Genomic DNA, 14,586 nt, shown 5'->3' with positions numbered 1-14,586 from the left:
CTACGACTAAGTAGAGCTTCAAACGATGGCAGACACGATAGTGATAGGGGCAGGCGTCGCAGGTATGGTGGCTGCGCGAACCCTGATGGAGTCAGGCGTCTCTGTTCGTGTCTTAGAAGCGAAATCGCGTGTTGGAGGTCGGCTTTATGCGGATCGAGTGAAGTCAGGAGCCGCCCTAGACTTAGGAGGGCAGTTCTTCAACCTGGCCAATGCGCCACTTCTTTTGGCCGAAGTTAGGCGCTATGGCCTCACGTACGACGCTCCTCCACATCGCCGAGAACAGCGGGTTCTGATGAATGGCGAGCTTTTCAACCTGCCCGAATACTTCTCCTCAAACCCAAGTCAAACTCGGGAAATCGTTTCTAAGGTTAGACGACTCAAGGCGCAGAGTAGGAACCCAGAAGATGAGGCTCTTCTTCGGACTCGTACCATTGCTGATCAGCTTCCACACTTTGATCTCCAACCGCTAGCAGCTACGTGGTTCAAAAGCTGGAACGAGCAGTATGCTGGAACTTCACTGAACAAGATTTCTGTCGCGAACATGCTCGACCTCGTGGTTGGCGGGAGCTTGAAGGCAGCAGCTCTCAACGGCGGGCATTGGCTCCTTCCGACGACATCTGGCTTAACGGACGGATTGAGAGAGTCAGTCGATTCTGCACTCCAGCTCAATTCACAAGTTGTGGAAATCAGGCATGACACGGCGGGAAAATACAGGATAGTCACGCCTCAGGAAGAATTCACGAGTCGAGCCGTAATCGTAGCGGCACCCCGCAATGTCGTCGTACGCTCAGGGATAGTCCGCAAGTTGGATTGGGAGGGTGGAGTTCCCTCTCTACTTACAAGCGAGCAACCTGGCAAGGGATACAAGGCTTGGGTCAGGCTCAGCTCGCAGGCACCCAGCAACTTATCGATCCTCGGCCAGATGACCGGATACAGACACATGATTATTTTGGATAGAGAGGCTGACGGCACAGTCTGGGCAGCGTTATTTGGCAGCGAAACAACGATTTCAGAGTCAGGTATGGATATGCACAGTGCGGCGCGAGCAGCGGTATCTTCAGTGTGGGGCGACGAGGTCACCGTTGAAGAGCAGAGGGGACACGACTGGGCTAAGGATGAGTTTGCTCTCGGTGCGTGGAATGTAGCTCCCCCGGGAGAACAAGCGGCTCACTACCATGACTTGAAAGTCAGGACTCCACCTGGTCTTGTGATAGCAGGAGCGGACTTTTCGCCGCGCAGAGCTGGTGTCGAAGTCGCTCTAAAAAGTGGATATCAGGCCTCGGCTGATATTACTTCATTTCTCAGAGGGAAAGCTAGCATGCGCAAGTAAATGAGTTACGTCTGGTGGTGGTGTCGCGCGTCAGAATATTTGGCTGGGGTAGTTAGTTGCTGATGCAACGTCCCTGACAGAAAAACTGAATGCTATGAGTCGTCCACCAACCCAATCGGTGGAGAAGAAGCTGCGGATCGCGCTGGCGGTGCTGGCCGGCGAGCCCCCAATCACCGAAGCGGCGAAGCGGGAAAAGGTCTCCACCCAGGCTGGCACGTAGCTCTTGATGTCCCTGCTGGTGCGGGGCTACTCCTATCAGTGAGATCGAAGCGATGGTCGGGTATTTGCACCGCACCATAGCCCGCGAGGTCGTTGAAAAGCACGGCCTGAGCGCTGCCAGGCAGGTTAAGGGCCAGGGCGCTGAGGACCTTGATCAGCTCTCCACCGCTTGCAAGCAGGAAAGCCTCTGTTAGAGCTCTTGAGGCTAACGCTGAAGTTTCGGCAGGCAGGTCACACATAAAAGGTGATCTAAGTAACATTATTGAGTCTCGTCGAGTACTTTCAACCATCCTGCGCCTGGGATATTCTGCATAGACGAGATGCCTCTCGGCTTGGGGCTTGGGGCTTGGGGCTTGGGGCTTGGGGGCAGTTTCAACACCCCATCACCGTTTGTCTGAGCGGAATTCTCGTATGGCTAATCACCTATCGCATCTCCGCGCCGTGAAAGACTAGAGGTTAATACTGAGTTGGGGGACGTAGTTCATTGGAAAATTTTTACGCCATAATTCCTGCAGGTGGCGTCGGGACGCGACTGTGGCCGCTCTCCCGTGCAGCGGCACCGAAGTTCTTGCACGATTTGACGGGGAGCGGGAGCACACTGATTCGTTCCACATACGACCGGTTAACCCCATTGGCGGGGGACCGAATCATGGTGGTGACCGGGGCAGTGCACCGCCAGGCCGTATGCAAGCAGTTACCTGAACTTCAGGCACGGAATCTAGTGCTGGAAAACGAACCCAAGGATTCAGGAGCCGCAATCGGCTTGGCGGCCGCTATCCTGCACCATCGGGACCCGGACACGATTATGGGGTCTTTCGCCGCTGATCAGGTGGTAGGCCCGCTTGAGGTTTTTCTCGCTGCAGTCCGCGAAGCGGTGCACACCGCCGCGACCGGCAAGATCGTCACGATCGGTATCCGCCCCACGCTCCCGTCGACCGGCTTCGGCTACATCAGGGCAGGCGAGCGGCTCAGTGTCAAAGACGCACCGAGCGCAACGAGCGTGATCGAGTTCGTCGAGAAGCCACAAGAGGATGTGGCACGCACCTACTTAGCTAGCGGGGAGTATTTCTGGAACGCGGGAATGTTTGTGGCACCGACGTCCCTGATGCTCAAGCACCTCGAGATGAACCAGCCTGCACTGTACTCAGGGCTCCAGGAGATCGCCAAAGCCTGGGACACCCCCGCCCGGGACAAAGTCTTCGAGCGAGTGTGGCCGAGGCTGCCTACCATCGCGATCGATTATGCGGTGGCTGAGCCGGCGGCAGCCACCGGCGATGTCGCCATGATCCCTGGTGTGTTCACCTGGGACGACGTCGGTGACTTTGCCGCGATCGGCCGCCTCAACCCGGCCGATGAGAATACGGCACTGACCGTGCTGGGGAACGGGGCACGGGTCTACTCAGATCAGGCATCGGGTGTGGTGGTGACTGATTCCCAGCGAATCATCGCGCTCATCGGGATCGACGACGTTGTCGTCGTTGATACCCCAGACGCATTGCTCGTCACCACAGAACAACACGCTCAGCTCGTTAAACAGGCCGTTGAGTCACTCAAAGCATCTGGTGAGGTTGACGTGCTCTAGTCCAGCCGGACCAGTGAGGAGGGCAATGCATGTATCGCCTGGAGAATCATGTACGTGACTACGGCTGGGGAGCGATGACGGCCATTGCCGAGCTCACCGGCCGGGATCCCTCCGGCCGTCCGGAGGCGGAGCTGTGGATTGGTGCCCACCCGGGGTCCCCGTCTGTGGTCGTTCATCCGCCGGCACGGCAAGGACGTCGGCTTGATGAGCTCATTGCCGAAGCCGCGGAACACCATCTGGGCTCTTATGCTGCGTCCAGGTTTGGGCGATTGCCGTTCCTCACCAAAGTCCTTGCCGCCGCGGCCCCCTTGTCCCTGCAGGTGCACCCCACCGAGGAACAGGCGCGGGCAGGGTACGCTCGCGAACGGACCGTTGGCCTGCACCCGGCTGATCCCGGCAGTAACTACAAGGATGAGCATCACAAGCCGGAAATGCTTCTGGCTCTGACGGATTTTGTGGCGTTGTGCGGGTTTCGCCAGCCCAGGGAAGCGGCCGAAGACTTTCATTGGCTCGCACGCTCAGCGAATATGTCCATGCAGGCGGCGGATGAGGCAGGAGCACTCGCAACCCGACTGGAGGCCGGTGATCTGACTGGGGTGTTTGCGGATCTGTTGGGCGGTCCTGCTCGGGAAGTCACCGGTGGCGTGCAGCAGCTCGTGGCCGCGGCGCCGGCCGCCGTGGCAGAGGCAGCTGCAGCGGCATCGTCTTTGGCCGAGGTGCCGGATCTGGCCGGGCACTATCCCGGAGACCCCGGCGTCGTGATCTCTCTTCTGCTGAATCTGGTGCGGTTGGCACCTGGCCAGGCGATCGCTCTGCCGGCGGGGAATGTGCATGCCTACCTGCGGGGTGTCGGCGTGGAGGTCATGGCCGCCTCAGACAACGTACTGCGCGGTGGGCTGACGCCCAAGCACGTCGATGTCGCAGAGCTGCTCAAGACCGTAGACTTCCGGCCGCTGCCGATACCCTACGTGGAGCCTGAGCCGGCCGCCGGGGGCACAGTAGTGTTCCGGCCGGGGTTCGCCGAATTCCAGCTTCAGCGGCTCGATCTTGACCCCGGTCAGGCCGCGCCAATCGAGCAGCACGGTCCCGCCATCATCCTGTGCACAGAAGGCGCGGCCGAGGTGCATGCAACGGGCGCATCGGAGGTCCTCGTTCAGGGCGAGAGCCTTTTCCTCCCGGCAGAGTGGTCCGCCTCGGCCGGCGAGATCACCGCCACCGCCGTCCCCGCCGACCACAGCAAAACCGGTCTGGCCGATGGGATGGCCAAAGCTGAGGGAACCACCCTCTTCGCGGTCACCCTCCCACCTCACTGAACTGGCCCAATGAGTACCGACACGTACGGTCGGCTTTCCTTAGACTTAACGCATGAGATTCCTCCCCGCTGACCTCTACGCCCGGATCGAGCAGTCGATGCCCATTGCCTGTGTCGATTTCGTGCCTACACGCGTCGTGGAATCTCGAACCGAGATTGGACTCATTCTTCGCAACTCACCTTTCGGGCGCGTCTGGTGCCACTTGGGCGGGCGTATCGCACAGGGTGAGAGCATCGCCGATGCGCTTCAGCGGCATGCCCGCGACACACTCGACACGGGCGTTACCCTCGACGCCGACCCACAACCCACCTATGTGTACCAATGGTTCCCACCCGAGGATAGACCCGAGTCTGCCCAGCATTTTGCGCACGGTGACGACCCGCGCAAGCATGCGATCGGCTTATCGTTCACCGTCCAGCTCGACGGCGACCCTAGTCCGCGCAATGAGGCAATCGACTTCGATTGGTTTGCTCCGGCCGTACTCCCAGAGCCGCTGTGGCCGGGCTGCCGAGACCTGTTCTCGAGGCTCGCCCCCCGCTGATCCCTGGCGCCGCGGGTCAGCGCCGGTCACTCACGGATGGTGTCGACATGCTCGTGATACCACTGCACAGTTCGCTCCAGCCCCTCTTCGAGGCTGATCTTCGCCGTCCACCCGGCCTCGGCCAGTTTCGACACGTCGAGGAGCTTCTGCGGCGTCCCGTCGGGTTTAGAAATGTCCCACTGCGTCTCACCCCGGTAGCCCACTACCGAGGCGATGGTTTCGGCGATCTCGCGGATGGTCACGTCACTGCCGGTGCCTACGTTGACCTGATCTGGTCCGTCGTAGTGCTCCAGCAGGTGCAGGCATGCGTCCGCCATGTCATCGGAGTGCAGGAATTCACGGCGGGGTGTACCTGTCCCCCAGTTGGTCACCGGAGAGGCACCTGAACGGGCAGCTTCGTCGTACCGCCGGATGAGCGCAGGCAGCACGTGCGATCCTTTGGGACTGAAGTTATCATTGGGGCCGTAGAGATTGGTTGGCATCGCCGAGATCCACGGCAGACCATACTGCCGTCGCACGGCCTGCACGTTGAGGATGCCGGCGATTTTCGCAATCGCGTAGGAGTCGTTGGTGGGTTCCAGATGGCCGGTCAGCAGTGAGTCTTCACGAATGGGCTGCTCAGCGAATTTCGGATAGATGCAGCTGGAACCCAGGAATAGCAGCCGCTCCACACCGGCTTCGAGGGCGGCGTCCATCACGTTGGACTGGATGCGGATATTATCGCTGAGGAAGTCAACGGGGTAGGTGCTGTTGGCGAGGATACCGCCGACTTTCGCCGCGGCGAGCACCACATATTTCGGCTTGTTCTCGCGAAAGAAGTCGAAAACTGCCTCGCGTTCCTTGAGGTCGAGTTCGGCTGAAGTTCTTCCGACGAGATTGTTAAACCCGGCTACCTCCAGGCGCCGCCAGATGGCTGAGCCGACGAGGCCCCGGTGTCCTGCCACGTAGAAAGTGGCGTCACGGTCCAACGGTCCCGGGTCGAAGGAGACTTCCTCGACCGCGGTCATCCTGCTACCTCCTCCGTGCTCCATGACGGTAGCTTTACCTTGTCGATCCACGGCCGCCCTTCACATTCGAGAGCCTCTATATCGGCGTCGACCATGATTTTGGCGAGGGCAACACCGTCGACCGTGGGAGTCCAGCCCAATTCAGACTGAGCCTTGGACGAGTCACCGATGAGCGCATCGACCTCGGTGGGGCGCAGGTAGCGCTCGTCGAACTTCACGTATTCCTGCCAGTCGAGGCCCACATGACCGAAAGATGCCTCCAGGAAGTCCTTGATGGTGTAGCCCACCCCGGTGGCGAGCACGTAGTCCTCCGGCGTGTCTGCCTGCAGCATGCGCCACATGCCCTCTACATATTCAGCCGCGTATCCCCAGTCTCGGATGGCTTCGAGATTACCCAGGTAAAGATCCTTCTGAACCCCGGCCTTGATACGCGCGACGGCACGGGTGATCTTACGGGTGACGAAGGTCTCACCGCGGCGGGGTGACTCGTGGTTGAACAAGATGCCATTGACCGCGAACATGTCGTAGGCTTCGCGGTAGTTCTTGGTGATCCAGTATGAGTAGAGCTTCGCAGCGGCGTAAGGCGATCGTGGGTAGAACGGGGTTTTTTCACTCTGGGGCGGAGGCGTGGCACCGTAGAGTTCTGATGAAGAAGCTTGATAGAACCTTGCCTTGACTCCGGCAAGGTGCACGGCCTCAAGGAGCCTGATAGTTCCTGAACCGGTGACATCCGCTGTGTACTCAGGCTCATCAAAAGACACCCGAACATGCGACTGCGCTGCAAGGTTGTAGACTTCGTCCGGATCAATCCGCGATAGCAGCGTGACGAGCCGGCCACCATCGCTCAAGTCGCCGTAGTGCAAGAACAGCTTCGCGTTCGGATCGTGCGGATCCACATAGAGATGGTCAATGCGGCTGGTGTTGAATGTGGACGCTCGGCGAATGATGCCGTGGACTTCGTATCCCTTTGCAAGGAGAAGCTCGGCTAGATAGGAGCCGTCCTGGCCTGTGATGCCGGTGATGAGTGCGCGCTTGGTCACTTGTGACTCCGTTCGGTTATGCCTACGTCGATCCGCTCGTCATCCGAACGGCGGGAGGTGAGAGAGTCGAGAATCTCGGTGAATCTGTCGAGAGCAGTTTCTTTGTCCAGGACAGTGTGACGATACCGCACTCCGTTCTCGCCCATCGTACGCGCAGAGTCGGAGGTAGCTGCGAGGGCAACCGCTGCATCCAGTAACCCGGCTGGATCGCCCGCGGGAACCACGACCCCCGCCCGAGCCGCACGAAGCTCCTGAGCGGTGATGCCCTGCTCGTCAGTTGCGGCTAACACAGGCTTTCCTGCGTTGAAGTACGATGTCAGTTTGCTCGGTACAGCCATCTCGGCGACCCCCTTCTTCTCGTTCACGAGCAAGATGTCTGCCGTCTGGAGTGCTGCCACAAACTCGTCGTCGGGTAAGGGATCGAGAAACTGTACATGGCTGATTGAGCCGGCGAGCTCCTGTAGTCGGCCCTTCTCGCTACCCCCGCCGAGAAACACGAAGCGGACGTTCTCATCGCGCTGGCTGGCGAGCCTGGCCGCCTCCACGACGTTTTCCAGACCTTGTTTGACGCCCATGTTCCCAGCATGAAGGATAACTGTCTCGTCAGAGCGCCAGCCGAGCATCTTCCTAACAGCGACCCTGTCGACGGAGGGAGGCGTAGGAATGTGCGTCCAGTTTCGCACGACTTCAATACGGTCCATGGGGATGCCGAAATCCTCTGACACGCGTCGGGCAAACCGGTCGTGGATTACGATCACACGGCTTGCATTGCGCAGCACACGGCGTTCTATTGCGTTTATGGCGCGAACGACACCGCGACTCCCCTGATCCGTCTCGCTCAGACCAAGGCCATATAGGTCCTGGACCCAAACAATCGTCGGCGCTCGACGATTCGTGAGCCTTGCACGCAGCATCGCTATCCAGGTGCTGAGAAGTGCGGGTGACACCGCGACAATCACGTCAGGAGATTCCCAGCCGGTGGTGGCCAGTCGAACACCGAAGCTTAGTTCAGAAAGGGCACGGCGCACTCCATTGGGCTTGCGTGGAACATAATGACGCAAGCGAACCACATCGACTCCCTCGATGTTTTCTCTGCGTGACCACTGCCCGTAACCTGCTCGCACTCTCCAGTCTGGATAATGTGGGTGCGCTGTCAATACACGTGTCCCGAACTCGCGACGAACTAGTCCTTTGGCCATCGCACCCGTGTAGGGAGAGATTCCAGTTGGTTCTGGAGGATAATTGAGCCCTATCATAAGGACTCGCCGTAACGCGGACGACATAGACGCTAAGCTACCATGAAGCTGGTTACCAGTAGATTTCAGGGAGAGTGAGCTATGTCAGAGATACCTGTCATCGATCTGTCGAAGGCGCCGGGCGAGCGCGCGGCATGGGACCGTCCGGCGTGGATCGTTTACCTGTGGGGTATCTGCGAACTATTGTTGGTGACTAATCCGTGGCAGATCAGTTCCGGCCTGCGCGTCAGGGCACTGCGTGTTTTCGGCGCTGAGATCGGGCGGGGAGTTGTGTTCCGTCCGCGCACGCGAGTCAAGTTCCCCTGGAAGCTTCACATCGGCGACCGGTCATGGATAGGAGAGGGCGTGTGGTTCCATAATCAAGATCATATCCGGATCGCCAATGACGTCGTCATCTCACAGGAGACTTTCTTGACGTCCGGGAGCCACGCGCATCGCCGCGATATGGCGCTTATCACTCGGCCAATCAACATTGAGGCTGGGGTGTGGATCACATCTCGCTGTTGCGTGCTGGGTGGCACGAAGGTCAGAAGGTCAGCGCTGATACGCCCTTTCACCGTTATCGACGGGCGCGAAATACCCGCCGGAGAAATATGGGGCGGCAATCCGATTCGGTACGCTGCCGATCGTTTCGCCGGAGTGTCTTCGTGAAGCGCATCTCGAAGATCTCCGCGATCGTTCTTACGAAAAACGAAGAGGCAGGGCTTGGGAATACTCTCGAGAACCTCAAGGACTTTGAAGATGTCATCGTCGTCGATTCACTAAGCGAAGATCGCACTTTGGAAATTGCGGTAAATCACGGTGCCCGCGTAGTCCACTTCGAGTGGAACAGTGAGTATCCTAAAAAAAAGCAATGGTCACTTGAGAACGCCAACCCCTTGAACGAGTGGATTCTGTTACTTGATGCCGATGAATTCCCCACAGCATCGCTGATCAACGAGCTGGTTGACCTCCAGTACTCTATCGAAAGCTCCTCACATGGTGCATTCGATATCAATCTCCTTTACAGGTTTGCTGGTCGGTACTTACGTCACGGTCATGTCGTGACTAAACGGTCACTCTTGCATATAGATCGCGCAAGCTTCCCTGTGATTAATGATCTCGACGCGCCGGGTATTCGAGAGGTTGAAGGCCATTATCAACCGGAGACAGCGTTCAAAATAGGCAAATTACGCAACCGGCTTATACACGACGATCGAGATCCTGTTTCCAGTTGGTTCGCGCGCCACAATCGATACTCAGATTGGGAAGCACATTTGCGATTGAACCAACGGCTTCGCAAAGAGATTGCCAGTAAACGCACATTCAAGGGACGCATGTTCGACATGCTTCCGCTAAAACCGATTTTGTTCTTCGGCTACGCCTTTATTCTCCGCGGAGGGTTCCTTGATGGTCGCGCTGGCATGGACTATGCATTAGCGCTGTCTGCCTACTACTGGCAAATTGGAGTCAAGTATCGCGAACTCGTTGGCTTAGCTGAGTCGGAGATCTGATGCGGATTGTGCAGGTTGTCAACACACTGAATCATAAGGACGGGGGTCCCGCGCGCAATTCTTTTGAGCTCAACCTCGCGTTCAATGCTGCGGACACGACAAGCGCGTCGCTCATCTGGATTCAAGGAGGCTGGAATAGTACGGTCGCAGCGACCCAGGAAGCCGAAGGGTTCCTCCTTCCAATAAAGCCACGTCAGATTCATATACAACCAAAGAAAAAAGAGTATAGAATTGGCTTAATAAAAGTTTGGAAATTATTACAAGAATCTGATTCTGTTATATTGCACGGATATTTTCTATATTGGTTGCCTTTTTTGACAATTATTTCAAGATTTGCTGGGTCAAAAGTTTATATAATGCCTCATGGCGCGCTCACTCCTCATGAGCTTCAGAAAAAGAGAATAAAAAAGTATATTTATCTCCAGACGGCAGGTCGTGTCGTTAATGCTCTCACCTCAAGCCTTGTTACTGGCTCTCCCCAGGAGCGTAATGATGTTGCCGCTCGCGTAAGTGCGCGTGCGGAGTGGGCAGGTGTTGGCACCGTGATTCCGAAAGAGCAACCAGCCGCACGCGGAATCAGCGCTCCAATCCAACTTGTTACGCTCTCACGTCTCGCGCCGAAGAAGCGGATTGATCTTGCGATCCGCGCCGTGAGCATTCTACGCAGCCGGGGTTGTGAGGCGTCACTAACAGTCGCTGGTTCCGGCGACACATCAACGGAGGAGTCATTACGAGAGATTGTAACTACCGAAGCCTTGGAGGATCACGTAGGTTTCGCTGGGCTCGTTACCGGTGCTGACAAGCGTGAATTGCTCTTTAGTGCGGACATCTTCGTGCTTCCGAGCGAGGATGAGAACTTCGGTATCGCGGTGGCCGAAGCTGCAGCGCATGGACTTGCCGTTGTGGCGTCGGGTAACGTCGCGTCTGCCAACGGCCTGAGTGACAGTGTCGCCGCAATTGTACGTGAGCTTTCGGCGGAATCGATTGCCGACGCGGTCATCGAACTTTCCCGCGGGTACTCGATGGACACACGCAGGCTCGCTCGCCGGGAGGCGGAAGAACAGTTCAGTTGGGGCGAAGTCGCTCATCGTTGGCACGAAATCATGGCGCAGTGACTAACCGCCTAAGCGACATGGAGTCGGAAATCTTATGATCGGGCCGGCCTCCCTAGGGGAGCGAGCGTGAGTAGTGTCTTCCGACGGCTGTTCTCCACGATGGGCCGACCGCTATTCATTAGTCAGATCGCGTCAAGCCTTTATGGTGCAGGAGCGGTGCTTATTGCTGCGATGTTCCTCATGCCAGAGCAGTTCGGTCAGTATGCGCTCTTGGCCCTGGCCGCGAACTTCCTAATGGGTTTTTTTCGCGCTAGTCTCTTTCAGCCTGCCTTGGTGGTTCAGCGTGAACTCTCACACTCACGAGTTTCCCTCACCATCGCCCTGGTCTCCTGCATTCTCGCCGCGACACTTATGATGGCAGCAAGCGTGCTCCTGCAAGTGGAGGACTGGCACAGTGCAGTATGGCTGGGCGCAGGCATGGCGGCGATCGTATTCTATGACTGGGTCCGATTTCGCCTCATAGCAGAGGGGCGGCACTGGCCACTTGCAATCGTCGACGTTGCGAGGATCCTGTCGTTGGGTGTACTAATCGCGATGAGAGATGTGCTAACAACCGGGGCATCGGTTCAAATTCTTGTTGGCCTCACGGCCCTGCCCTGCGCTCTCGCTTTAAGTTGTTGGCTACTAAACCGCCCGGCGTCAGGTAGCACTTTCGGAACCTACTGGGGACAATCGAGACTTCAAACACTCGAGTATATTGCCGCACAACTTAATACGGTTCTGCCAACATTCGTATTCGGGGCCATCGTCGTAACATCGCTGGTCGGCGGGCTTAGATTCGGCCAGACTTTGGTGGGGCCTTTGAACATGGTATTTGCCGCGTTGGCGCTCACACTCACAGCAGACGGAGTCCTCGACGAACGTCTGCGTAATACGAGAATTTTCGTTAAGAAGGGAACGCGTCAGTCGATATTACTGTGCGTCACGGCTTCACTTATCGTATGCGGACTCCTGGCGCTAGCTTTGGCGACCCCTGTAGATTTTAGCGGAGTCGATAAAGGCGCGCTCATTGTCGGGCTTGGTTTAGCCGGGGCAGTCGCGATTACGAGTGGACTTGCCGGGTTGCATGTTGTGATGTTGAGACTGTTGGGAGGGCAGAAGATTGCGACGGTGGGGCGTTGGGTACTTGTTCTAGTTGTGTGGTCATTTTACGGCGCCGGATACATAGCTGGGGGTGTGGACGGTGCGCTTGTCGTTGGTTTCGCCGCGTCGGCTCTGTTCTATCCGTTGGTAATCGTGCTCCCGGCGCGTCGGTTTTTCAAACACAGAATTACGGCTGAAGAGGAAGGACGGACAGATGGGTAAAAAGTCTCTACTGAGGACTTCTGTAGAGCTGAGTTGTTTCGGTTTGCCGCGTAGCAAGTTCAAAAACTGGATTCTGAGAAGACTCGGCCACTCCATCGAGCCCAGCGCAAGAATCCATGCCGTTCTTGTCTGGAATCTGAGGCATGCTCACGTCGGTCGCGACAGCGTGATCCGCAGAGCCAATGTAATAAAGAACGTGCAAGAACTACATATCGGAGACGGTGCGATCGTCGGGAGCTACAATCTGATCTCGGCTGCTCAAGTATTCGCTGACAGTTTCCCTGGGTACGGCATCCTGAGGCTGGAAGCGTGCGCCAAGATCTCTAGCCGACACACACTTGACTGTTCCGGTGCAATCCGGGTCGGCTCGTACTCTTCGATCGCGGGACATAGGACTACCATTCTTACTCATTCGACAGACCTTCGCTTGAATGCCCAAAGTGCTTCGCCAGTCGAGATCGGAAAATACAGCTTCATAGGCACAGATTGTCTTCTTCTCGGTGGTTCAGTTCTGCCTAACTACTCGGCGCTCGGTGCGGGGTCGGCACTAACTCGCTCAAGCGCACGCGACGATCGGGCCGGACTTTGGTTGGGTGCACCAGCGAGTTGGTATAAGGCCATAGAGGGGAAGTGGTTCTCTCGCACGGAAACCCGCACTACGTCGGTCGTCGACATAGCAACTGGAAAGATCATCAACCGTGCCTTTCGGTAGTCAAACGGCGCTCAGAGGTAGAGGCTCTATCAGCCTTCTCCGCCGCCCCAGCTGTAGCTTGATGGGCCCGCGGATTAGAGGCAGAGGCGTGCGTTTCGGGACACGTCTCGATCTTCTCCACAACTTGGCCGAGGCCGTCGACCGCAACTCTTGAGCCCATGACAAATAGACACACCGCGAGCATGACCGCGAGACGCGACATAGACTGCAATAATGGCCCCCTCATCAGAATGAATGTGTATCCGGCCAAAAGAGGGATAAGAATATCAACAACATAGATCTGTGATCGGACTGCGTTTCTTGTCACGCTGAACCTTGTGTCGAGCCGGAACGAGAAGTAGCCGACGACAAGGAACGCCAAAATAGCGCCCACCCAGCCGAAGTCGACCCAAAACTCCAGCGGCAGTGGCGACGACAGATTTACGTTGGAAGCCCCAATCGAGTAGCCGACCTCCACTCCTGTATCACGTGCTTTTTCGGGCCACACGCTCCGAGGCACCCAAAAGAAAATGGCACCCAGAATCTGAGCGCCAAGAGTGTGGCCGCGCCCGTCAATCCAACTCATTCCATTCGCGGTCATGATGAACTGATCGAAGTCCTTGGTGGAGATCTTCTCGGCGATAGAGATGAAGCTGATCGGATTTCTATACTCTACTGCGTTGCGAAAGTAGTCGAGATAAGGGAACGCTACGATCGCACCGAGCACCCCGGCTATGAGAGTCCATTGGAAACGACGAGCACTCAGCTTGGGGAGTGTAAAGATGAACGTGACAAACATCGTAATCACCCAGTAGCGCGGACTGGTGAGCGGATTGTTCACCACCAAGTTCACCGCGACCAGCACTGCGAGCCAGAGCCATCCGGTAATCGAGCGACTCTGCGATCGGCGGAGATGAACTATCCACAGAACTAAGGCGATGAACACGGGCACGGTACCCGCGGTCATCACGATTGCGGAACCGACCTGCGAATCGGGCTGGCTGAGTCCAGCCATCTGGATCGACTCGCGGAGTTCCCGCCGACTCGACATCAAGACGCCTATGCCGCCGACAGAGTTCGCATAGTACGCGGCTGCGGTGACTGATAATACTGTCAGCCACTTGAGTCGAGCAATTGAGATGAGTCGAACGGTTATCTGACCCGGCCGGGTGCCAGTCTTCGAACCGAGAAACCGACCGATTTCGTACGCTACGACTGTTACGAGAAACAGGATCGCCGCAGGGATGAGATACTCGGGTGAATCCAGCATTGGGAAGAGCCCGGTGTGAAACTGGGCGATCGGGACGACCGCGGCCGTGATGTAAACGAACATCCAGAGCGTTCCTGCCAAGACCGGTGTTGCGCCGTTGTAGATCAAAACTGCTAAACGAAGTGTCGCCATCACGAGCAGTAACACCGGCACGGCGACACCATCATGGCTGCTCACCAAGGCAGCGGGTAGTAGCAGAGTTGCGGGGAAACCGATTCCCGCGATCAAAACATATGTGGCAAGTATGGGGTGTCGGGTCCCGTCTCGCGCGCGGACCTGCCTCGGCTGCCTCATGTGAGCTACAGTACCCGACTAGGACCGTGGATGAGTATTGTTTTCATCGTACTATTAGGGCTCTTGCGACGGATGTGTGGGTCTCCGGTCTCTTCGGGGCAGTTTCGGGTTCAGCCCTGAGAGGGCGGGC

At 57.3% G+C, this 14,586-nt stretch carries 13 protein-coding genes; 9 read left to right on the top strand and 4 right to left on the bottom strand.

The window, feature by feature from the left end:
• Window positions 1-25 precede the first annotated feature (25 nt).
• From DVO78_RS13375 to DVO78_RS13360, 5 genes are all read left to right on the top strand, one after another.
• Complete coding sequence (locus tag DVO78_RS13375; RefSeq protein WP_120005414.1) at window positions 26-1,330, top strand: flavin monoamine oxidase family protein; 1,305 nt, start codon at window positions 26-28, stop codon at window positions 1,328-1,330.
• 94 nt (window positions 1,331-1,424) lie between these two features.
• The gene (locus tag DVO78_RS18190; RefSeq protein WP_274380768.1) at window positions 1,425-1,550 is read left to right on the top strand and encodes a hypothetical protein; all 126 of its coding nucleotides are present in this window, start codon (window positions 1,425-1,427) and stop codon (window positions 1,548-1,550) included.
• 483 nt (window positions 1,551-2,033) lie between these two features.
• Window positions 2,034-3,131: a mannose-1-phosphate guanylyltransferase gene (locus DVO78_RS13370; protein WP_120005413.1), complete on the top strand. Its 1,098-nt coding sequence runs from the start codon at window positions 2,034-2,036 to the stop codon at window positions 3,129-3,131.
• 29 nt (window positions 3,132-3,160) lie between these two features.
• The gene (gene manA / locus DVO78_RS13365) at window positions 3,161-4,444 is read left to right on the top strand and encodes a mannose-6-phosphate isomerase, class I (protein ID WP_120005412.1); all 1,284 of its coding nucleotides are present in this window, start codon (window positions 3,161-3,163) and stop codon (window positions 4,442-4,444) included.
• Window positions 4,445-4,496: 52 nt separating this feature from the next.
• Complete coding sequence (locus tag DVO78_RS13360; protein ID WP_120005411.1) at window positions 4,497-4,985, top strand: DUF4916 domain-containing protein; 489 nt, start codon at window positions 4,497-4,499, stop codon at window positions 4,983-4,985.
• Between the two features lie 26 nt (window positions 4,986-5,011).
• On the opposite strand, the gene DVO78_RS13355 is transcribed toward DVO78_RS13360, so the two are convergent.
• From DVO78_RS13355 to DVO78_RS18185, 3 genes are read right to left on the bottom strand one after another with little or no spacing between them, the layout of a single operon-like run.
• A complete protein-coding gene (locus DVO78_RS13355) occupies window positions 5,012-5,992 on the bottom strand; it encodes a GDP-L-fucose synthase family protein (protein WP_120005410.1) in 981 nt (326 codons plus the stop codon).
• Window positions 5,989-7,032, bottom strand: coding sequence for a GDP-mannose 4,6-dehydratase (gene gmd / locus DVO78_RS13350; RefSeq protein ID WP_120005409.1), 1,044 nt, complete (start codon window positions 7,030-7,032; stop codon window positions 5,989-5,991). The genes DVO78_RS13355 and gmd overlap by 4 nt, the downstream gene beginning before the upstream one ends.
• Entirely contained in the window at window positions 7,029-8,288 is a 1,260-nt protein-coding gene (locus tag DVO78_RS18185; protein ID WP_274380767.1) for a glycosyltransferase family 4 protein, read from the bottom strand. Before DVO78_RS18185 ends, gmd begins: the two co-directional genes overlap by 4 nt.
• 81 nt (window positions 8,289-8,369) lie before the next feature.
• Here DVO78_RS18185 and DVO78_RS13340 point away from each other — a divergent pair, with 81 nt between their 5' ends.
• The 4 genes from DVO78_RS13340 to DVO78_RS13325 all read left to right on the top strand — a co-directional run bounded on the left by DVO78_RS13340 (window position 8,370) and on the right by DVO78_RS13325 (window position 12,201).
• Window positions 8,370-8,939 carry an LbetaH domain-containing protein gene (locus tag DVO78_RS13340; protein WP_120005407.1) on the top strand — a complete coding sequence of 190 codons (570 nt, stop codon included), beginning with the start codon at window positions 8,370-8,372 and terminating at the stop codon, window positions 8,937-8,939.
• Window positions 8,936-9,781 carry a glycosyltransferase family 2 protein gene (locus DVO78_RS13335; RefSeq protein ID WP_238385305.1) on the top strand — a complete coding sequence of 282 codons (846 nt, stop codon included), beginning with the start codon at window positions 8,936-8,938 and terminating at the stop codon, window positions 9,779-9,781. The genes DVO78_RS13340 and DVO78_RS13335 overlap by 4 nt, the downstream gene beginning before the upstream one ends.
• On the top strand, window positions 9,781-10,896 hold the full coding sequence (locus tag DVO78_RS13330) for a glycosyltransferase (protein ID WP_120005405.1): 1,116 nt from the start codon (window positions 9,781-9,783) through the stop codon (window positions 10,894-10,896). The genes DVO78_RS13335 and DVO78_RS13330 overlap by 1 nt, the downstream gene beginning before the upstream one ends.
• Window positions 10,897-10,962: 66 nt before the next feature.
• The gene (locus DVO78_RS13325; RefSeq protein WP_157984039.1) at window positions 10,963-12,201 is read left to right on the top strand and encodes an MATE family efflux transporter; all 1,239 of its coding nucleotides are present in this window, start codon (window positions 10,963-10,965) and stop codon (window positions 12,199-12,201) included.
• Window positions 12,202-12,893: 692 nt separating this feature from the next.
• On the opposite strand, the gene DVO78_RS13320 is transcribed toward DVO78_RS13325, so the two are convergent.
• Entirely contained in the window at window positions 12,894-14,339 is a 1,446-nt protein-coding gene (locus tag DVO78_RS13320) for an O-antigen polysaccharide polymerase Wzy (RefSeq protein WP_157984038.1), read from the bottom strand.
• Between the last annotated feature and the right edge of the window lie 247 nt (window positions 14,340-14,586).

The organism is Nesterenkonia muleiensis, from assembly GCF_003600155.1.
Taxonomy (GTDB): domain Bacteria; phylum Actinomycetota; class Actinomycetes; order Actinomycetales; family Micrococcaceae; genus Nesterenkonia; species Nesterenkonia muleiensis.
Note: the sequence above shows the minus strand (reverse complement) of the source record. Positions and strands in the feature narration are given on the sequence as shown.